The organism is Geosporobacter ferrireducens, assembly GCF_001750685.1.
Classification (GTDB): domain Bacteria; phylum Bacillota; class Clostridia; order Peptostreptococcales; family Thermotaleaceae; genus Geosporobacter; species Geosporobacter ferrireducens.
On the sequence record NZ_CP017269.1, the window covers coordinates 944505 to 963967 of the forward strand.

At 39.8% G+C, this 19463-nt stretch carries 19 protein-coding genes; 1 reads left to right on the forward strand and 18 read right to left on the reverse strand.

Annotated features, from left to right (window positions below; all coding sequences use genetic code 11):
- Window positions 1-95: 95 nt before the first annotated feature.
- The 10 genes from Gferi_RS04835 to Gferi_RS04880 form a co-directional block, all read right to left on the reverse strand.
- On the reverse strand, window positions 96-968 hold the full coding sequence (locus tag Gferi_RS04835) for a hypothetical protein (RefSeq protein ID WP_069974503.1): 873 nt from the start codon (window positions 966-968) through the stop codon (window positions 96-98).
- The gene (locus Gferi_RS04840; RefSeq protein WP_069974504.1) at window positions 969-1298 is read right to left on the reverse strand and encodes a hypothetical protein; all 330 of its coding nucleotides are present in this window, start codon (window positions 1296-1298) and stop codon (window positions 969-971) included.
- 114 nt (window positions 1299-1412) lie between these two features.
- Window positions 1413-1895, reverse strand: a complete 483-nt coding sequence (locus Gferi_RS04845) for a cysteine hydrolase family protein (RefSeq protein ID WP_069974505.1) — start codon at window positions 1893-1895, stop codon at window positions 1413-1415.
- A gap of 667 nt (window positions 1896-2562) precedes the next feature.
- On the reverse strand, window positions 2563-3177 hold the full coding sequence (locus tag Gferi_RS04850) for a dienelactone hydrolase family protein (RefSeq protein ID WP_069974506.1): 615 nt from the start codon (window positions 3175-3177) through the stop codon (window positions 2563-2565).
- Between the two features lie 370 nt (window positions 3178-3547).
- Window positions 3548-4129, reverse strand: a complete 582-nt coding sequence (locus Gferi_RS04855; protein ID WP_069974507.1) for a hypothetical protein — start codon at window positions 4127-4129, stop codon at window positions 3548-3550.
- 190 nt (window positions 4130-4319) lie between these two features.
- Window positions 4320-5156, reverse strand: coding sequence for a prenyltransferase/squalene oxidase repeat-containing protein (locus Gferi_RS04860; RefSeq protein ID WP_069974508.1), 837 nt, complete (start codon window positions 5154-5156; stop codon window positions 4320-4322).
- A gap of 104 nt (window positions 5157-5260) precedes the next feature.
- Window positions 5261-5836 (reverse strand): GNAT family N-acetyltransferase, encoded by a 576-nt coding sequence (locus Gferi_RS04865; protein WP_069974509.1) that lies wholly within the window; start codon window positions 5834-5836, stop codon window positions 5261-5263.
- A gap of 490 nt (window positions 5837-6326) precedes the next feature.
- The gene (locus tag Gferi_RS04870; RefSeq protein ID WP_069974510.1) at window positions 6327-7055 is read right to left on the reverse strand and encodes a permease; all 729 of its coding nucleotides are present in this window, start codon (window positions 7053-7055) and stop codon (window positions 6327-6329) included.
- The gene (locus Gferi_RS04875; protein WP_069974511.1) at window positions 7052-7534 is read right to left on the reverse strand and encodes a permease; all 483 of its coding nucleotides are present in this window, start codon (window positions 7532-7534) and stop codon (window positions 7052-7054) included. Before Gferi_RS04875 ends, Gferi_RS04870 begins: the two co-directional genes overlap by 4 nt.
- A gap of 10 nt (window positions 7535-7544) precedes the next feature.
- Window positions 7545-7868: a cupin domain-containing protein gene (locus Gferi_RS04880; RefSeq protein ID WP_069974512.1), complete on the reverse strand. Its 324-nt coding sequence runs from the start codon at window positions 7866-7868 to the stop codon at window positions 7545-7547.
- A 97-nt stretch (window positions 7869-7965) separates the two neighbouring features.
- Here Gferi_RS04880 and Gferi_RS04885 point away from each other — a divergent pair, with 97 nt between their 5' ends.
- Window positions 7966-8652 (forward strand): Crp/Fnr family transcriptional regulator, encoded by a 687-nt coding sequence (locus tag Gferi_RS04885; RefSeq protein WP_069974513.1) that lies wholly within the window; start codon window positions 7966-7968, stop codon window positions 8650-8652.
- Window positions 8653-8694: 42 nt separating this feature from the next.
- Here the strand turns inward: Gferi_RS04885 and Gferi_RS04890 are convergent, their stop codons facing one another.
- The 8 genes from Gferi_RS04890 to Gferi_RS04925 all read right to left on the reverse strand — a co-directional run bounded on the left by Gferi_RS04890 (window position 8695) and on the right by Gferi_RS04925 (window position 19374).
- Window positions 8695-11010, reverse strand: a complete 2316-nt coding sequence (locus tag Gferi_RS04890) for an NHLP bacteriocin export ABC transporter permease/ATPase subunit (RefSeq protein WP_169832968.1) — start codon at window positions 11008-11010, stop codon at window positions 8695-8697.
- Window positions 11011-11201: 191 nt separating this feature from the next.
- Window positions 11202-13349 carry an NHLP family bacteriocin export ABC transporter peptidase/permease/ATPase subunit gene (locus tag Gferi_RS04895; protein WP_083273381.1) on the reverse strand — a complete coding sequence of 716 codons (2148 nt, stop codon included), beginning with the start codon at window positions 13347-13349 and terminating at the stop codon, window positions 11202-11204.
- A 5-nt stretch (window positions 13350-13354) separates the two neighbouring features.
- Window positions 13355-14191 (reverse strand): hypothetical protein, encoded by an 837-nt coding sequence (locus tag Gferi_RS04900; RefSeq protein ID WP_069974515.1) that lies wholly within the window; start codon window positions 14189-14191, stop codon window positions 13355-13357.
- Between the two features lie 42 nt (window positions 14192-14233).
- Entirely contained in the window at window positions 14234-15178 is a 945-nt protein-coding gene (locus tag Gferi_RS04905; RefSeq protein ID WP_069974516.1) for a radical SAM protein, read from the reverse strand.
- Between the two features lie 60 nt (window positions 15179-15238).
- Window positions 15239-15469, reverse strand: coding sequence for a Nif11-like leader peptide family natural product precursor (locus Gferi_RS04910; RefSeq protein ID WP_069974517.1), 231 nt, complete (start codon window positions 15467-15469; stop codon window positions 15239-15241).
- Between the two features lie 24 nt (window positions 15470-15493).
- Complete coding sequence (locus Gferi_RS04915) at window positions 15494-16831, reverse strand: radical SAM/SPASM domain-containing protein (protein WP_069974518.1); 1338 nt, start codon at window positions 16829-16831, stop codon at window positions 15494-15496.
- 164 nt (window positions 16832-16995) lie between these two features.
- Window positions 16996-17661 carry a response regulator gene (locus tag Gferi_RS04920; protein ID WP_069974519.1) on the reverse strand — a complete coding sequence of 222 codons (666 nt, stop codon included), beginning with the start codon at window positions 17659-17661 and terminating at the stop codon, window positions 16996-16998.
- Between the two features lie 3 nt (window positions 17662-17664).
- Window positions 17665-19374 carry a sensor histidine kinase gene (locus Gferi_RS04925; RefSeq protein WP_069974520.1) on the reverse strand — a complete coding sequence of 570 codons (1710 nt, stop codon included), beginning with the start codon at window positions 19372-19374 and terminating at the stop codon, window positions 17665-17667.
- Window positions 19375-19463 lie beyond the last annotated feature (89 nt).

Genomic DNA, 19463 nt, shown 5'->3' on the forward strand with positions numbered 1-19463 from the left:
TTTGAAAACCAGCAGGCAATGATAACGTCCTGAATTGCAGACGTGGCTGAGCCTTGGTGTTCATACCCAGTGAAGACATGTGTTATGGCAACCCTCTATTCAGAGGCTGCCACGGACGGCAGCCCCTTATCATATAAAATGATGTATGTTGTCACAACTCCGGTTAAAAAGAACTGAAAAAACATTTCAACTGTACTGGCAACAATAAGCACTGTTGGTAATGAATTAAACTGCTGAAGCATAGGTAGGAGTCCACCGATAATAAACAGTACCATGCCAACCGTTATCATTACTTCTTTCTTCTGGATTTTTAGATTTAATATTACTGGTAATATTGAAAGAACTAATATTATAGCTCTAATTGTCTCTAAGACTATTATCTCCGTGGCACTAGGTATTTGTAGTCCATTAACCTGTGATAAATAATACTCACCAGTAAATAAAAGGGCATTGATACTTCCAAAAACATAATAAAATAAAACATAGCTACCTGAACTTATTATGATTCTAACAATCCAATCAATCCAACTTCTAGATTGAATTTTAAAACCTATATCGTCTTCGCTTTTAAACCTATATAAGAAAGCAATACCTGCGCTAATAAATAACCACATAATAACTTGCTGTCCAAATATCGCTGGTGCCACTTCAATATTTACTATTCCTGGTGCAAAATAAAATGCTTCAAGAATTTGGGTAACAGAGTTCAGTACAAGCATTACAAATAACACGATAAAAACTCGTAATTTGGATAAACTCAACTTCTTGGCAACTATCCCAAAAATAACTGAAACAATAAAGCCAGATAAAAACATTATAAATGTGATATAGCCATAACTACTTTTAACTTCTGGAAACTTTAACCCTAGATTTGTTAGTACTGCTCCGGCTAGTATAAGTGAAAACAAATTTAGACTACCAATGATTAAACCTTTCCATAAAAACTCAAAGCATGTCTTAATAATCATCTAACTTTCCCCTTCACTAAACCGCCCAGGACGGGCGGTATGATGTTTTAACGGGTTTGAAGAAGTAACTGTTGCTGCAAGAGCCAATAATTCAGCTAATGGCTCTTCGCCAGTAAGGAACTGAATTTGAGAAGGAAGTTGTGTTAAATTTATCTGACATAATGCATTCATCGGTTTTTCTTTGCAAGTTGGCCACTCTTCACCCGGCAAACAAAGCATGACCTTTCCAAACCATGAAGATGATAAATCATTATCTGGCTTGAATCTGCCGATTTGTATTACTGTTGCCTTTCGCTTTACTTCATCTTTTATAGTTTCTAAAGAACCCATATGTTATCCTTTTCTCAACCACAAGGCTGATGAATGTTGGCAACAACCTGTTAAGTGATGTTGTGGACAGAAGTTACCATCTACACAAAATTAACAAACATATAAAAAGCTTTCTTATAAGAAATATTCAAGGGCTTGATAGTTTACTATTGGTCGCAATAATTGGATCCGTCTGATTTCTTCTTCATCTAAACCAGCTATGCCATTCTGTAACAGAAATACATTATACCCTCTTTCTCTAGCTCCATTATAGGTAAAAAGAACACAATGTTCTGCAGCAAATCCACTAACTATAATGCCATCTATCCTTTCATTCTTTAATACATTATCAAGTTCTGTTTCCCAGAATGCATTGCAATGTTGCTTATGGATTACAATATCATTATCAGAAATAGCTAGTGCATCTACACACTCAAATTCTTCTGAGCCAGGCGAACCAACCTCAACATCTTTTATGATCACAACCGGATAATTCTTTTTGCGAAAGTACTGGCTAATCTCATTTATATATTCTACTGAGCTATCAAATGCCGACTTGCACGGTGTCTCTTCTCGACAACCTTTTTGCATATCTACTATTAATAATGCTACTTTCAATGTATTACCTCCTGTCATTTTATATATTTTTTATTCTTTCAACCAAGCAACGCCCTAATATAGCCTTATCACCAGTCCACAATGTTACTGTCACGGTAGACACGCCGGTTAAGCGGCGTACGGAACTACCGCACCGGGCAATGTCATTCTATTGCAAATACATACTTCTGCTCTTTTGTAAACTTTGATAAATCTTTAATGTACTTATCTTCACCGTCATAGATGCTCACACTTCACCACAAAGGTTCAATAACATCAAATGCTTCATTATTCTTTATAAAGTCTGAATTAATTTCAAAGAATTTTGCTGCATTGGGACTTATTACACTTCTATTCAATTTTATTTTTAATTGTAATATTTCACTAAATATAAAACTAAAAACAAATTTCTGTATTTTTTAAAAATTTTACGTTTTAGAGACGGATATTTTTTATAATAAAATCATATAAAAATAAGCCTAAAATAATCTTACATTCGAAGAAAATTTCGATGTGATACTTTGTCTACAAAACGGTTTGTCTGCAATGAAGATTACATCGGTGGATTTGATTCAAAAAATTTTGGGGATGATCAGCTCTCATGAAGCCCAACCCAAGATGCTGATGAATGTTGGGAACACTCTGTTAGCTAATCTAGGCACTTGACCCATCTAATTATACCTAAACCTTAAACATTTTGACTTTTAATTCTTTCAATAAATTTTGTCATATCTTTATAAGATTTCAGATATGATTCCAAATTAAACTTTTCAGAATACTGGTCTGCAAATCCGTGTTCACCATTATATATATTGATAACCTCAATATTTTGTTTACGCCTTAATTCAACTATCAGCTCTTCTACATCAAATGATTTCTCACTTTTAGCAAAATATAATGCTATTGGGCATCTAACATTGATTGATACAAAATCTCTTATTCTCGAACCATAAAAACATACGATACCATCACAATAACCTAAGACACTACATAGCCATGATATTGTTGCTCCGATACTGTAACCAATTATAAATAGATACTTATATTTTTTTCGCAACTCCCTTAATATAGGTTGTATTTGTTCTACTGACTTTTCAATACCTACAAACTGAATAAAGTTAACGTATGCATCTTCTTCCTGATTATAGTTATAACAGTAATCGCTACCTAATAGGTTAGGGCAGAAAACATCATAGCCTTGACTAAATAAATCACTACACTTTAATTTTATATTTTCATTTATACCATATATCTCATGAATAATTACTACAGCTGTCTCCGAATTGTTTACAAATGAAAGCATTAATTTATCTCCTTTTATATTCTTCACAGTACTTGGATAGCACCACAATTTCTACTTATTCAACAGGGTATCTAAAGGACTTTTTATTCTGCTCAAGCTAACATTTGAAACATGGGTATACACCGCTGTCGTTATGGAGCTCTCATGGCATAATAGTTCCTATTCAAATTATTCTACATTTTGCTGCTGTTCCCTTCACTTTGATACAAATTTTTACAGTCTATCTCACTCTTTCCACGGTTACGGCTTTTGCAAGATAAAGGGGCAGGGAGTTATCTGTTCATGAAAGTATTTATTCTACAGCACCCCTGACTTTAGAGCTGGCGTGGAGGTCAGCACCCTAGTAAAACATTGGTTTAGTCTTAAGAACTTACTTAATTTTTTTGAAGATACGCAACTCCCCGTCTATCAGTAACCGTATTTCTTCATCAGCAATTTCTCCTTGGAAGTGCTTCGCATTCTTATCTGACCCCTCAACAATATGACTGTTTACCCATATCAGGTTATCGCTTTTTGAAACTTCCTCGCTACTTCTATACTTCAATTCAATTGGTTTACTAAACAAATCGCTTTGCTTCAGCTTAATATCAAATGCAATTTCACTCTTATCAATCGAGAGGCCAATCATATTTGATACATAAAACCCTGGAAAATACCCCTCCCGAGCTTGATCAAAATCATCACTTGTTCCATAGTATATACCTTCAAGTTTACCTTCCACACGCCGTAGAACTATATAGTGATCCTCAATCAAATCCTCGGTATCATCTGTATAATCATATTGATAAGTTCCTTCATAACTATTATTGTCTTCATTAGGTATGTTTGTTGGCATACCAGTTTCTACCGTGGACTTTTCAATATTAACCTGTTCATTGTCCCTTACAATATTACATGAGCTCAGCAATAGAGCACATAAACAAATTGCCAGTATCCTGCAGAATGATTTCATTTTTTAACCTCTTTTCACTGCCTAATATTCTTTAGCATGATCTTCCTTTGAGGGTAGCAACCTTTACGGAAAAACATTGTTATGTAAAGTTCCGCACCCCAAGAAGCCAGAGCAGCCACCGACGGCTGCGTCTCAAATAAAATCTATAAAATATGCATGAGGAATAACGTTGATTTCTTGCTTGATTATATCATTTTATGCCAAGGTTTTTTAAGATTTCGTGATAGCGTATTGTTGCCAATGCACTTGGTTCACCTTTTTTACAGAAAGAAAACTTGGCTAGCTTCGGAACAATGCGCTCAACAACAATCTGACCATCCACCGTTTTGGATTCCAGCGCTTTTAAGGCTTCCAGAAACCGTTTGTCCCCTTTTGTGCGGTCGTAAAAGGATAACACATAGACGTAAACAAAAAGATTGTAGTTACGAAAGGGATATTCTACCTGCATGAACAATGTGCCCATTCCGTAGTGGCATGGGCCAATCGGTTTCCGGATTGTCCAATGTTCAAGCAAGAAATCCACAGCCCTGTCAAGCGCTGGTTCTTTGTTAAGATAGTCACTAAAGCGGAATGCGTTCAGGACAGTAAGTGTTGGGAACGGATTTGAATACTGAGTTTCCGGACCTCGACCAAAGCTAAACTTATTGCAACGCCAACCGCCATCGATGTATTGGGTATCTAAAAGGTGTTGGAAAGTTTTTTGCAATCTAGTATCGTAAGCAAACCCCATGTGGCAAAGCACATTGGCAGCGTGAGCGGTATGGCATGGGTAAATAGAGCCTTGCGGATACAACTTAAAACTTCCATCTTCTTTCCATGCACTAAATATTAAGTCGGCGCACTCTTTCAGTAAAGGCTCGGTAGGTTCCATGCCCAATTCTAGCAGATAAAGTGCGCAGTCAAGAGTGGAGAAAGGTGACCCTTTTATTAGGCGTTTGTCGGGAGTAGTCCAATAGTCTGCACCATTATCATGCCTGTGTGACAATATCGCTTCAAAATCTAATAAATATTGCTTGTCTATAGCCATTTCTTTTCACTCCATTTCGTATTGCACTATGCCCTAATTTATATCTCGCATAAGCCAAATAGCTTTCTTCGTCTTTTACAATTTTCGTAATGGATGACGAATCCTCAAACGCTTATTAACACAACATCGTCACCTATCCCGTAATCACCTTGTCCATAGATATCTAAATAGTCATCAAGTAAATACTCTTTCACAACTTTCTGCTTATCTTCATCTGAAACTTTCATAAATCCGGCTTTTTCATATGCTCTTACAGCACGTACATTTCTTTTTGATGGTCTAATAATAAATCTCTCAATCCCATGATTTTGCATTAGATAATCACAAAAAATCTTAATAGACTCAGAACCAAAACCTCTTCCACAGTTCTTTTCAGTTCCCATCCATATATCAAGTTCAGCACTCTTACCTTTTAAATGAAATGATGAATAGCATATGGCTCCTATCTCTTCATTTCTGTATTTTATAATCCATAGTTGTCCACACTTTGGTTTTGAGCCGTCAAAATAATAATCTTTAAAATCCTCACAGTATTCTTCCCAACTCGGTATTGGAGTATCTTCAAAATTAGGGGGTCCCATATGACTCTTAGCTGTTTCTGACAAACACAACCATTCATATACTTTTCTTTTATCACTTAGTTTTGATGGTTCAATAGTTATTTGTTGTCCTTTAATCATTTTCATCCTCCTTATATTTGAAACATGGGTATATACCTCTGTCGTTTTGGAGCTCTCATGGCCTAACAGTTCCTATTCAAATTATTCTACATTTTGCTGCTGTTCCCTTCACTTCAATACAAATTTTTACAGTCTATCCCAATCCTTCCACTGTTACGGTTTTTTCAAGACAGAGGGGCAGGGACTTGTCTGTTCATGAAAGTACTTATCCCATACTCTGTCTTCTTCATGTTGATGTATAAAAAAGCCGTTTAACACGTATACTAGCGCTTATCTCCAAGGCCATTCATCTATCTATATCAATAAAGACTCAATTCAAACTGAATGGCTTGGTAAAAGAAATTAATGAAATGGAGATAATTGAGTAGAGGCTGCTTTTTTAAGCAGCCTCTACTCAGTTTAAGCAAACTATATTCATAACGGCGAATTTATTGACTAAAGGCATTATTTAATACGACAATCGAAGCGTCCCCATATCTTCCATGTCTTCTTATACTACCTCATTTTTACCATATCCGATTGCCCCTGCAGGACATTTGGAGGCAACTTCACTGATATGTTCTTCTAGGTTCTCCCTTGAGATGATCTTCACTTTTCCATCTTTTAGTATAAAATTTTGTGGTAAAAGCCTCGTACAGATACCGCAGCTTATGCAGTATTCTTCTCTGATCGTAAAATCTACATCCTGATGAGTTGGTTCTTTTGTATTAGGGATATCCTGCACCTTCACCACAAGAGATATAACATACGCCATAATGAATATACTTATTGTTGTACTAATCCATCTAACTCCCATGAATCTAAGCCCTAAAAACTTTGCCTCATTAATCAGCATCGGTACTTTCACAACTGCCCATGAACTCAGAATAATAACAATGCTGGAAATACTTGCACCCTTTTTTAATAATGTTTTACAGACCGGAAAGGCAGCATAGATTGGTCCTGCAGAAAAGCTTCCCAATAAAAATGATACGATAGCTCCCCTTAACCCTGCATCCTTACTAAAGTGTTTCATGATAACTTCTCTCGGAATCCATGCTTCAATTAACGCTGTAAGGATAAATATCACAGGCATTATTTCTAGCATTTCAATAATATAGTACTTGCTATTATTGACTGCGGTCATACCCCTATCTGGTTGTGTAATTAGTAAAGCGGCATAGACGATCACCACTACAAGCAAAAGCTTGTTTTTCTTTAACTCATGCGCCATATTCATACCATCACCCCAATCGTCAATGCAATCAGCAGGGCAGCGAAAAAACTAAACAGGTTTCTTACGAGTGCAAACTTAACTCCAAATTCTCTTTTTTCTAATGGAAATGTTACAAAGCCCACCATTGTAAGAGTTGTTAGGAATGCTGCAACAGGTATTAGATTTGCACCATTGTTGACAAAAGACCCTACTAACGGAAATGCGACAAATGCGGGGATTAATGTAACCGTTCCTACAAGCGCTGAAGCAACAGTTGAACGCAAAATGTTTTCTTCTCCCATTAGCTTATTGATGGTTTCAGATGGTAAAAATGTTAGAATCAGCCCAATCAACAGCAATATAGCCAATATTTCTCCTCCCATATTTCCCATCATGCTTTTTGCTGATTTCATTGAATTGATCGTTTTATTTTTATCTTTTTTGATAGAAACTAAAAAGAAAGTAAGGGTTACAATCCATAGAATGACTGTAAAAGGGTCCATTATTATCCACCTACTTTACCATAGTGTCAGGATGGGGTGCTTTTACAACAAAGAACTCCAATACATCTTCATGGGCATTAGTTACCAACATTTTTATATTAAATGGAATGTTTATAATATCCCCAGCATCATAAATCTGTACCTCTTGTTCTCCAAGCTTTATTGACATTTGTCCTCTTACAATAATCATATAGACATTGGAATTTGAATAATGCTCTGGCAGTCCGGTACCTTGTGGCAAGACCATGTGGTTGATCATCACATTCTCGTCACTGATCACCTTTTCAATCATTTTCTCATTCCCTCTAGTAAAGCTGAATTTTTTCTCAATCATTGGATTCTCTCCTTTCATTTTCTTATTACCAATAGTATAATCAATATTACAAACAAAAACGGTAACATTGGTTACCAAAACTGAAAAGAGGTTTTATATGAACTTAAAAGAGTACACTCATGTTCTGAGGAGAATGGAACTTTTTAGCAGTTTTGAGCCTAAGCACCTAATAGAATTTTTTAATCGTGTAGATTATTTTATCAGCAGTTATAAAAAGAGTAGTATCATCTTCATGCAGGGTGATTTCTGTACTACGCTGAATGTAGTGCTAAAGGGAACGGTAGAAATTCAAAAGATCGATCCATCAGGAAAGATTCTGACCATCACAGTATTCAATCCAGGGGACACCTTTGGAGATAATCTGATCTTCGGTGATATAAATATAGTTCCTATGACCATCGTAGTAAAAAAAGATGCAGTCATTTTATGTATTCCCAAGGAAACGATTATTCAGCTGTGTCAAACCAATCAGGCTTTTTTGTATGGTTTTCTCAAGCTTATATCCAACAAGAGCCTCACCTTAAGCTCTAAGATAACCCAAGTAGTTCTAAAAACGATCCGTCAAAAAATCTGCGAGTTTTTACTACTACAATATAGCGCTCAAAAATCCCTAGAAATAAAGATTGGAATGAAAAAAAGAGAGTGGGCAGACTCCATCGGCGTCCAGCGACCATCTCTTTCCAGGGAGCTTATGAAAATGAAAAAAGAAAATCTCATCGATTACGATAACAAAACCATATACATCAAAAACCTTAAATCAATAGAGAAATGTGCTTTGTATTAGCCATAACAAATAGGATGTCACAACCCCTGTCCCCGTGACACCCTATGCCAATTGTCTTTGCGCCAGTTTGTAAAAGACTCCTTTTCTTTCCATCAGTGTCTCATAATCCCCTGCTTCTTTTATGATACCCTGATCCAATACAATGATCCTATCGCAGTTTTTTACGGTACTAAGTCTATGGGCAATGACGATACGGGTCGCTGCAAAATGGTCAAGACTTTCCTTGATTTTGGCCTGAGTAATGTTATCCAAAGCACTGGTTGCCTCGTCAAAGAAGAGTATCTTAGGCTTGTTCACCACAGCCCGTGCAATGAGAATCCTCTGTTTCTGACCCCCGGAAATCGTGCCTGCCCCTTCCATAATAACTGTATGCATGCCCATAGGCATGGCCTTTATATCCTCATCTATACCGGCAACCCTTGCAGCCTTCCAGGCCTCCTCTACTGTAAGATGAAGGTTGGACCCAACAATATTGTGATAGATGCTGCCTGTCATCAGCTTTCCTGTCTGCAGTACGACGCCTATTTTCTTTCGCAAATCCCGCAAGTCAAGGCTGGTGATATCTTGATCATCATAGGTTATCTTGCCCTTGTAAATGACTTCAAACCCTAGTAGAAGCCGCAGAAGTGTGGACTTCCCGCTTCCGGAGATTCCTACGATACCCACATACTCTCCCGGTTGTATTTCTAAAGAAATATCCTTCAGTATTTCAGAACCATCCTGTGCATAACGGAATTGAAGATGGTCAACTTCTATTTTACCCGTCGGTTTATCCAGTATTCGTTTGTCTTCTTTCATTTCGGGGATGGTTTGCAATATTATTTTACCCCGGTCATATAAAGGCAGCACCTGGAAGAGAACATGCATCGAACTAAAAATACTAAATACGGCGGATACGAACATCATATATGCAGCGTTAAAGCCTATATACTGTCCTACCAGAAGAGAAAAGCCCGGCTGCATCGTAACCAGATAATAGATCATTCCTAATGAAGCCGGTAAAAACAGTCCATTGAATGTCTCCATCCAGGAGATCACCCTGCCTTTGTTTTGCATAGCCCTATGTTTTTCAGCCTGTTCTTTTGCCCACCTATAATATGCCCTTTCAATCGCTCCGGATTGCTGTATTTTAACAGCCCCTTTAATCAGTTGAAAGGACAAGCCTGCCAATTTATTTGTTAATTGATTTATTTGGCTCTCATATACGATTTCCTTTTTTGCTATGAAATAATTGACTGAGATACATATCCCCAGCATTAAGCTGGCAACAACCGCTAGCGAAACATTATAATAGAAAAGCACCAGCCAGCTGAACAAAGAATAAATGCCGGTTAGCAACAAGGCCATTACAGGTCCGGAAATAATATCTCTTATCATGGTAATGCCCAGGGCCCTGGAGGCCAATTCTGCCGAGGTAAATTGTTTGAAAAAGCTTAAGGGCAAATTAAGCAATCGGTCCCAGACAGCTGTCTGCATATCCACGTCAAGCTGCCCTTCTACCCTTAGCATAGTAAATCCTCTGGCCAGGTTAAACAAAAAAGAGGTTATGGCTACAACAGCCAATAGGATTCCTGCCTGAGAAAGCAAATGAATATTCCCCATGGGAATAATCCAATCTATTGTCAAACCGATCAGGAGAGGTGCAGCCATCCCCAATAATCCAATACCCAGTAAACTCAGGGCAAAAAGAAGGATATCCTTTTTGTCAATCCTTTCCAAGCCAAAGCCTATCAAATCCCTGCCGCTCATTTCCTTATCAGGCAATGGGCGATAGATCATAAAAGCATCCTTGAATAATCCGTCTGCTGTTTTCTCATCTACAGGGACCGATATGCCCAGCTGCGGGTCTACCAGCTCATAGCAGCCTCTCCCCTTTTGCAAAAGAGCAACGGGCTGCTTATTCCCATTAAAGGCTATCAGCATGCCGTCGGTATATTTCCACCAATCCTTGTCAAGCTTGACACTTCTATATCTCATGTTCATTTTTTGAAAATATGCCTTCATAAGCGCATAGGGCTGAAGCGGATTCCCATCAAGCTGCTTTGGCTCCGCAACTTTGATTTTTAAGGCACTTCTTACTATCTGACAGACCTTATAATAATTATTGTAGGATTGCTGATAAGCCGCCTTGCTTTCGTTATCGGCCAATATGTTTACGGCGGCGCTAAGCAAGGCTGCTTCATTTCGTTTCTTTTTTTTATATTGCTCCTCTTTTTGCTTTGTTTGTGCTTCGATTTCCTCCACCTTCGCAAGAAGCTCTTTTTGAAAACCCATAGGAGCCTGATCTATGACAAAGAACTCTATTTTGGCATCGGCAGTTCCAACGGCAATAAGCTTATACTGTCTGCCTTCCTTCACGGCCCTTCCTCCATAGACGGTCTCCCCCTCTGAAGCACTCGACAAAAAATGGCGTCTATATTGTATTTCTGAGTTATCCTCATGTTTAACCAGAAAAAGGTTTAAGGTCCCGGAAAGGACATAGTACCCCATATTTTCTTTAAGCTCCACAGGATTACGGTGATTCAAAGACTCTATATTCATATGCCCTCCTACATAGCTTTGATTAATTCCCTATAAAGGCCTTCCTGTTCCAGCAAGCTGTCATGATTTCCCCTTTGGACGATTTTTCCCTTATCCAGTACGATTATTTCATCACAGTCCCGGATTGTGCTTAGCCGGTGTGCTACGATGATGCAGGTATAGCCAAGCCTGCGCAGGTTCTTATCAATCTCGAGCTCTGTCGCGGGATCAAGAGCGCTGGTGGCCTCATCCAAAATAAGAACGGAGGGATCCTGTAGAAGCACTCTGGCAATCTCCATGCGCTGCCGCTGTCCTCCACTAAAATCCTGTCCCTCTTCAAGCATTCTATGCTCATATCCTCCCCGCGATATGATATCACCATGAATACAAGCATTTTTAGCAGCCTGTATCAGCTTTACTTCATCTATATCCTGCTGCCATAAGGAAATATTTTCACCAACCGTTCCTTCAAACAATACAATCTCTTGATCCACCATAGCGATGGCTTTATTGACTATGCTCTTTGGCAAAGTCCGTACCGGCCTTTCATCGAGATATATTTCTCCGGACCATGGTTTGTATATACCGGAAATAAGCTTGGCAATCGTAGATTTTCCACAACCCGATCCTCCTACCAGCGCTATACGCTGGCCTGGCTTAAGCTCCAGTGAAAAATCCCGGATTAAGGGATCTTCAAAGGGAGTGAATCCAAAGGTTAGATTTTCTACCTTTAGACTCCCTTCAAAAATAACTCCACCATCCAAATCCACCTCTTCCGATGCTTCCTTCGATTGAAGATCGGGGTAGTAATAAATATCTTCAATCCGTTTCATATCGGCCAGTATTTTAGGAAGCTTCATGCCCACCTCATTTAGAGTTGTACTGGAAGCAAAAAAACTGGCCATAATACTCTGAAATGCAACCAGGGCACCTACAGTCAAATCTCCATGTATGATTAAATAACCGCCTGTATAGAGCACAGCAACCGTCGCAAGCATCGACATAAGCAGCGGAAGGTTCATGAGCCCTTGGATATCGGCGCTTGCTTCCTGCTTCTCATTAATCAGTTTCCCTTGATATCCGGCCCACTTTTCAAAAAAGGCCTGCTCGGAGCTGGTCGTTTTGATCGTCTCAATCAACTGAATATCGGATATCGAAGCCCCCATAAGCTTCATATTGGACATACTGATGCGGTTGTTCATGCCTTCTTGAACCTTCGTATTCCATGCTAAAATAACCAAATTTATGATAAACAAAGTCAGGATCAAGAAGGTGAGCAAACGGTTATAATGAAACAAAGCAACAATAAATACAATTATAGCCATCCAGGCTGCAAACCCATTAATCAAATCGATTGCTATAAAGGCTGTCACATTATCCACATTTTTTACTCTGGCACTCACATCTCCGGCATAACGCTGCATAAAAAAATTCGCCGGCAGGTGTATCGTCTTCCAAATCAGTCTGCTGTTCTCGCTCAGTCTAATTTTTTCCAAAAGACGATAGTTAAGAATACGATAGATATAGTTTGACAAACCCCTGAGCCCTGCAACGGCCAACAAGCCCAAAAGCACTCCTAAGAGCCAGTGAGTCCGCCCATTGAGCCATATTTCATCCAGAAATACCTTAGCCAGCCAAGCTGTGAATAGGGTAGGCAAGGTCATCATAAATCCTAAAAAGCTTGTATAAGCTATCTCCGGTTTGTATTTGTTCAGCAGCTTCTTAAAATGATCAAGGGTCATCTGCCTGCTTCCTGAGGGCTGAAATTCCCGTTTTTTTTCAAATGCAATGGCTATACCCGTAAAGGATCGATTGAAAAGATCCCTGTCGACGGTTCGTCGCCCACCAGCCGGATCATTGAGATAGTATTTACCGTTGTGACAGCCTTCCAGTACTAAAAAGTGGTTCATATTCCAGTGGATGATCAAAGGCATGGTAAGATCAACCACGGACTCCGTATCCTTACGGTAACCCTGGGCGTTTAACCCATAAGACCGAGCAGCCTTCAACAGATTGCTGGCCTTGCTTCCATCCCGGTTTACACCGCATTTTTCACGAACCTCCTCCAACGAAACAAACTTCTTGAAATAGCCTAGTACCATTGTCAGAGATGCAGCTCCACATTCAACGGCTTCCATTTGCAGTACGGTCGGGACCCTTTTAATAGACTTTGACACTGGGCTCACCTCCCGTATATGACTAAATCAATGGGTTTCTTCATTTCCAGTATAAAATCCGCATAGCATAATGTTCCTTCATAAATATTAAAGGGAGGTCCATTTGGCGTTGACCATTGATAGCCGCTCATGGTTTTATCATTTAAGATAAGGTCAACCTCAACCTCGAGCACTACCTGTCCATCTGAAAAACGAGATACCAAAGCCTCCGATCCCAGAAGGGCCAGGAGTCTTTTCCTGCTCACAGGATACTCGGATACCTGCTGCACCACTCCCTTGATAAAACCATATTCTTCCTTATTCACATTAGAAGGCTGAATATGGACATCGAGTCCCTGTCTTAAATTTTTTCCCTGCTCTATTGGAACAAAAATGATTGCCTCCAGTATATTCTGGTTCTCTACCACGGATACTACGCTGAATAGCTTTTCCTTGCTTTCTACAAAATCTCCGGACAGCGACCGTACCTCTGATACCCGTCCATTAATCCCTGCAATGATATCCATCCGCTTCGTATTCCCACTCTCATCCACTACTTCCAGGCTGCCTACAATTTCTCCATCACGGACATACTCCCCCTGCTTAACCAGTATGTCCCGGACAATTCCTTGCTGCTGCGAAATGATATAATGCATGCCCCCATCCGGCATAATGATTCCACTTCCTTGTAAAATTACGGGAATTGAACCATTAAAACCCCAAAAAATTCCTGCTAGTATAATAAAAACTATTCCAAAGGTCATAAGGTGAATTTTCCGGTCTGTAATTCTTATAGCCTGATCTAAGCTGTCAGGGGAGGTTATCTCCGAAATAGCTTCTTTTCTAAACAGATTATTGTCCATGGCACTACTCCTCATCCTTATTTATGGCTGCAGAAATATAAGCTATACTTTTAGATATTTTGCGTATTGAAGGCTCAATAGAAAATCCTTCATGAAAGGCTCCATATTTCGAAGAAAGTCCTCATCTTCGGCAATTTCGTGGCATAAATGACACATTGAAACATATTCATTCTGTTTATTTTTCAGAAAGCAGCCTCTGGCTTCCCCAGCTTCCTTCAGCCACTTTGGCCCCCTCCATGTCATGATATTTAAAAATACAGAATTTTCCTTAGCTTTTAGCAGTTCATCCAATGATAATTCATAGGCTGACCCAAACCGCATCGCGCTCACCTTAATTCCAGGACTGCAGCAGGGATAGCAGGAGCCGTCGGGCAGGATGGTCAACTTATCCATATCGGTGCACCTTCCGCTATAATCACCATAAATAAGTTCACCGGATGGAATTTCCTTTGCTCTCCCCATCGGTACACAGGCACCCTTGTGCCAGCTGCAGTGGCTGTACTTCATCTGAAGCGGGTGCATCGCTGAGCCTTTGACCAGTATCTCATATATTTTCAGGGGAATTTGAACGCTTTCATTTGCTGTAAGTATGTTTTCTATATACCCATAGGGTACAAAGGGCTGGTGAAATTCATCTGTACTGAGTACAAGCTCATTTAACCCCTTTTCCTTAAGGAGCTTTAGCTTATGCAATGCATCCTCGAGGGTTCTTCCCCAGAAGCCATTGGTTGTCAGTGAAGTTTTAAAGCCAAGTCTGCGGGCATATTCTATAATCCTTACCACCTCATCCTCATAGAACAAAGCTTCTCCGCCGGAGATGCCCACTTTGTCAAAGGCCTTGCTTTCGAATGCCTGGTCAATATAATGAAGTGCCTCCTCCGCCTTCATCTTCGACTGAAGCTTGGGATGACTTTCGAAACAACAGTGTGCACAACTTGCGTTGCATGCAAGCGTATATATTAAACCTAATCTTAATAAGTTGTCCATTTTGCACCACCTTTCAGTAAATATAATAAGCACACGGCTGTGTGCTTATTATATTCAACATTAGAAAATGACCGAAACATACACTGTGCAATTACCGTAGCCGCCAGCCACTTGATCCAGCTGGTCATCGGAAACCTTGCTGGCATCCTCCAGCTCCTTGACTGTAATGTTATAGCCCAGGTCTTTCGCAAGAGCAACTTGCTCTTCCTTTGTTTTGCACGCTTTAAATTGCTTCTGCAGATTTTCATCTGCACTTACTTTTTCAACTAGACTTTTTAATGCTTCTGACATATTCTCACCTCCTCATATAATGAATTATTCTTCTAAAATTTTGAATAGCCGTTGTGCTTCCTTCTTTAGTCTTTTATCTTCATAAGCCTTGTTGATAAAATGGAGGCATCTTTGTCTTATACCCTCGCAAAGGGCTGCCTGGCTATCTCCTTTGCTTATACAGCCTCCTGCACAAAGATATTTTGCAAAGCATTCCTTACATCTGCTGTTGCAGTCCACATTCTTCTCTCCAAGGCTTCGAATCTTCTCGTCATTAAAATACAGCTGTTTTTGGTTGAAATCAAACCATCCAATTTTCATGGACTCACTTTTTTCCTCCATACATGCATACATATCTCCGTTTAGGCTCATACTCCAGTTGGGTTTGGCAGTAGATGAGCAATAATGCCTTCTGGGGTTGAGATGGGTACTCCCATGCTTTACTTGTACTTTTATGGAGGTACTTTCAGCATATTGGATTGCACAAAGCAGCTGTTCGTCGAAGCTCTGCTGCTCGACGGCCAATTCCATTTGCTCCGCAGAAGCCCTGCCTATTAGATTGACCTGCCCGAAAGAAACCATACTGCCGGGAAAGTGTTCATGAAAAAAATCGATCGTATCCTTTAAATGATAAAGATTGTGCCTGGTCACAACACCACTGAAGCACACTTTCTTCCCGCTTTGGAATAAGGCTTTACTGTTTTCAAATACACGCTGAAATGAAGGTTCTCCGTTGGCAAGCGGCCGGTGGAGATTCTGAACCCAGGGCAAACCTTCAAAGGATATGGATACAGTATGAAAATATTGGATAATGAAGGTCCTCAGATCATCATGAAAAGCACCATTCGTAGGCAATATAAAAATTGGCTTTATTTTAAATACTTTTGCCTTCTCAATAGCTGTCATAACCGTGTATCGAAGCAAATCCGGAGCAAAGGTAGGCTCTGCATCGTTTGTAAAGGCAATGGAACAGTCGGTGCCTTCTTTATAGCAGGGGGATGTGTATAAATGATGAAAATAGGCATCGAGAATCATATCTATATGTTCTTTTTGCTGATACTTATAGTCTCCCTCTCCACGTCCTGCATAGCAATAAATGCATCGCATATTGCATCCCGTCGACAAATCGATATTCAGCATAGGGAGACCCTTTTGCATCACATCCAAGTCCTTGAGAGGCATTTTTTGAAGCTCTTTGATTAAGCTATTGAAATTTGGGTTTTCCTTTAAGTCTTCTTGCGAATCAATGCTGCTGCAGATGATTCGATCTGCCGTATTCTTCTCAATCAGCTCTACCCACCCTCGAACAGGTGCATAAATAAGTTTTTTGTCCAAAGCGTTTTCATAGGGCAATATATATATTTCTTCATCCAATAACACCATGATTCAGCACCTTCTTCTTTTGAGGACTATGCCTTCGTTGTATTTATTGTAATATTTTTCGATGTTTTCTGACAATGTGTCTAAGTACAGTTTCAAAAAAAATAAAAGTACAGTCTTTTTTATATCAGACTGTACTTTTTGATAGTATTGAATAGTACTGCCGGTTATTTATATTCTGTAAGCCCCATACGGGCTGCATAGGCAATCACCTGAGCCCTGTTTTCCAGGTGTAATAGCTCGAGAATTCTTCCCATATGATACTTAACAGTACGTTCAGAGAGTCCCAATATCTCCCCTGTTTCTTTATAGGTTACTCCCTTTGCCACCATCTCCAGGACCTCCAGCTGTCGGTCTGTGAGCTGTCCATGCATTGCATCCTCTGATATTTCCTGAGTCATCTGATTGCTTGTATTGCGTCTGAACTCCTTCAGCAATCTGGCAGCAAGACCCGGAGAAAGCGGAACCTCGTTCTTTTCCAGAGAAGAAAGCATATCCACCAGATTCTGAGCGTTGGTATTTTTCAATAAGTATCCTGACGCACCACACTTTACTGCATCAAACAGATCATCATCCTCATCGGATGTAGTCAGCATTACAACCTTGATATCCGGCATTTCTGCCTTGATAAGCTTTAGTGCGTCCAATCCGCTGCCCCCGGGCATCCGAATATCCATTAAAATAATGTCCGGTTTTAGTATACTGGCTTTTTCAAAGGCTTCCCTGCCGTTATTTGCTACCCCGATTACATCAATCTCATGGGTTCCCAGAAGATATTGAAGCCCTTCAATAAACAGGGGATGATCATCCACCAGCATTAATTTCATTTGCATATTCTATCCCTCCTCAGTAATCGGTACACGCAATACAATCCTGCTTCCCTTTCCCACAGCTGAACTTATTTCAATGTCTGCACCAATTTCCCCCGCACGTTCCCTCATAATGTTTAATCCAAACTTGCCTTTGATGCTGTTATCCTGCTGATTTACATCAAATCCCCTTCCATCATCCTCAATCGTTATACACAATTGCTCCTTCTCCAATGAAAAAATGATTCCTGTATGATGGGCGTCTGCATGTTTTCGAATATTGTTCAGTGCTTCCTTGACAATGTTCAGTATATGAATCCGTGTATTCGGCCTAAATTCTTCCATAGTTAATTCTCCCGGTATTTCCAGCCTTACATTCAAACCGGTCTGCTCTTCAAAGCTTGATAAATCCTTTTTCAATGCAGTGATAAAGTTCTTTTCCCTATGCTTTGCATTCCTTACAGTATGGATATATTCTCTTATATCGCTATGGGCAGATTGAGCTGCATGCGCCAGCTTCTCAAGTTCGGCTGAAACACTGTCGATCCCTGCATTCTTAAGCTCCTGCTTGATACCCTGGGCTTGAAGGCTGATAAATCCCAGCACTTGTCCCAGATTGTCATGCATATCACGAGCCATTCTCTCCCGTTCTTCAATAACGGCAAGGGCCCACTGCTGTTCTAAAAACGTCTGCTGTACCTGTTTCTTTTCTGTAATCTCATAGATGACGGCCAGTCGGCCTATGAGATTACCCTTCCTGTCAGCAAGGGGGGAAAGCAGTACTTCATATACTCTTTGCTTTTCCCTTGTATGAATTGAAAACTCCGTTTGGCTGATACCCCTATCCTTGCAAGCCCTTAGCAGCTCAGGGATTTCCCTGCAGACCTCTTCAACCGGCTTTATTGTTGCCCTTGAAGCTGTGCAGCCCACTATCCTTTCAAAGGCAGGATTGATATCCAAGACTCTATCCTGCAGATCCAGAACAATGATTCCCGCATCCATCGTTTCAATCACTGTAGCCCGTGCTACGGGAATTACATCAAACAGCTTGTAGCGGAATATTCCCCAGGAAACAATCAATCCGGCGGGACCGAAAAAAAGTGGTGTAATATCAAATCGTTTCACAGGACTTAAACCTGAAATATACATGATATTCGGTATGATAATCAAGCTTAATCCAAAAAGTAAGGAAAGTGCTTGTCTTCTATAAACAGTATTCTTAAAGAACACTGCCTTGATCAAAAGTATCCATGCCAATATGTTCAGAAGCTGGGAATAGAATGCATGGACAAAAAAAACAGGACCGTATTTTTTACTAATTACAGGGAATGAGCCGCTGTAATCCATATACATATCATATCTTATCAAACCGTGTAATCCATCAGTCCATACAAGTAAGATGATCATTGTAGGTATCACTGCAATCCATAGAGCCTTTCGATTGCGAATCCAACGGTCATATCCGGTAAATTCCAGGCACAAAAACATCAATGTCACGGGAGAATAGCAGTAGGCAATATACTGTACATTCGCCCAAAATAACTTGGTGGAGAAGGTAGTGCCTGCCATTTCCAGCGCATTGGCAGAAGACCATATTGTAATAACAACCATACTGAGTATAAAGCTATTGGCGCCCTTTGCTTTTCGCCGTCTCAGCATCGCATATGCACCAAGAGATAGTGTTATGCATGCAGATAAAATCAGTGGCCATATGTAAGGAATATATTGATACTCCATGTACGATCCCCTTCTACTGTGTTTTATTCCTTTATTGTCATATTTTGTATAATCTTGTATATTTTTATATTAGCACAAAGGGGGCTCCA

Coding starts and splice junctions, on each gene's coding strand:
- Gferi_RS04835 (WP_069974503.1), bottom strand. CDS start 968: ATGATTATTAAGACATGCTTTGAGTTTTTATGGAAAGGTTTAATCATT.
- Gferi_RS04840 (WP_069974504.1), bottom strand. CDS start 1,298: ATGGGTTCTTTAGAAACTATAAAAGATGAAGTAAAGCGAAAGGCAACA.
- Gferi_RS04850 (WP_069974506.1), bottom strand. CDS start 3,177: ATGCTTTCATTTGTAAACAATTCGGAGACAGCTGTAGTAATTATTCAT.
- Gferi_RS04855 (WP_069974507.1), bottom strand. CDS start 4,129: ATGAAATCATTCTGCAGGATACTGGCAATTTGTTTATGTGCTCTATTG.
- Gferi_RS04860 (WP_069974508.1), bottom strand. CDS start 5,156: ATGGCTATAGACAAGCAATATTTATTAGATTTTGAAGCGATATTGTCA.
- Gferi_RS04865 (WP_069974509.1), bottom strand. CDS start 5,836: ATGATTAAAGGACAACAAATAACTATTGAACCATCAAAACTAAGTGAT.
- Gferi_RS04870 (WP_069974510.1), bottom strand. CDS start 7,055: ATGAATATGGCGCATGAGTTAAAGAAAAACAAGCTTTTGCTTGTAGTG.
- Gferi_RS04875 (WP_069974511.1), bottom strand. CDS start 7,534: ATGGACCCTTTTACAGTCATTCTATGGATTGTAACCCTTACTTTCTTT.
- Gferi_RS04880 (WP_069974512.1), bottom strand. CDS start 7,868: ATGATTGAGAAAAAATTCAGCTTTACTAGAGGGAATGAGAAAATGATT.
- Gferi_RS04885 (WP_069974513.1), top strand. CDS start 7,966: ATGAACTTAAAAGAGTACACTCATGTTCTGAGGAGAATGGAACTTTTT.
- Gferi_RS04900 (WP_069974515.1), bottom strand. CDS start 14,191: ATGGACAATAATCTGTTTAGAAAAGAAGCTATTTCGGAGATAACCTCC.
- Gferi_RS04905 (WP_069974516.1), bottom strand. CDS start 15,178: ATGGACAACTTATTAAGATTAGGTTTAATATATACGCTTGCATGCAAC.
- Gferi_RS04910 (WP_069974517.1), bottom strand. CDS start 15,469: ATGTCAGAAGCATTAAAAAGTCTAGTTGAAAAAGTAAGTGCAGATGAA.
- Gferi_RS04915 (WP_069974518.1), bottom strand. CDS start 16,831: ATGGTGTTATTGGATGAAGAAATATATATATTGCCCTATGAAAACGCT.
- Gferi_RS04920 (WP_069974519.1), bottom strand. CDS start 17,661: ATGCAAATGAAATTAATGCTGGTGGATGATCATCCCCTGTTTATTGAA.
- Gferi_RS04925 (WP_069974520.1), bottom strand. CDS start 19,374: ATGGAGTATCAATATATTCCTTACATATGGCCACTGATTTTATCTGCA.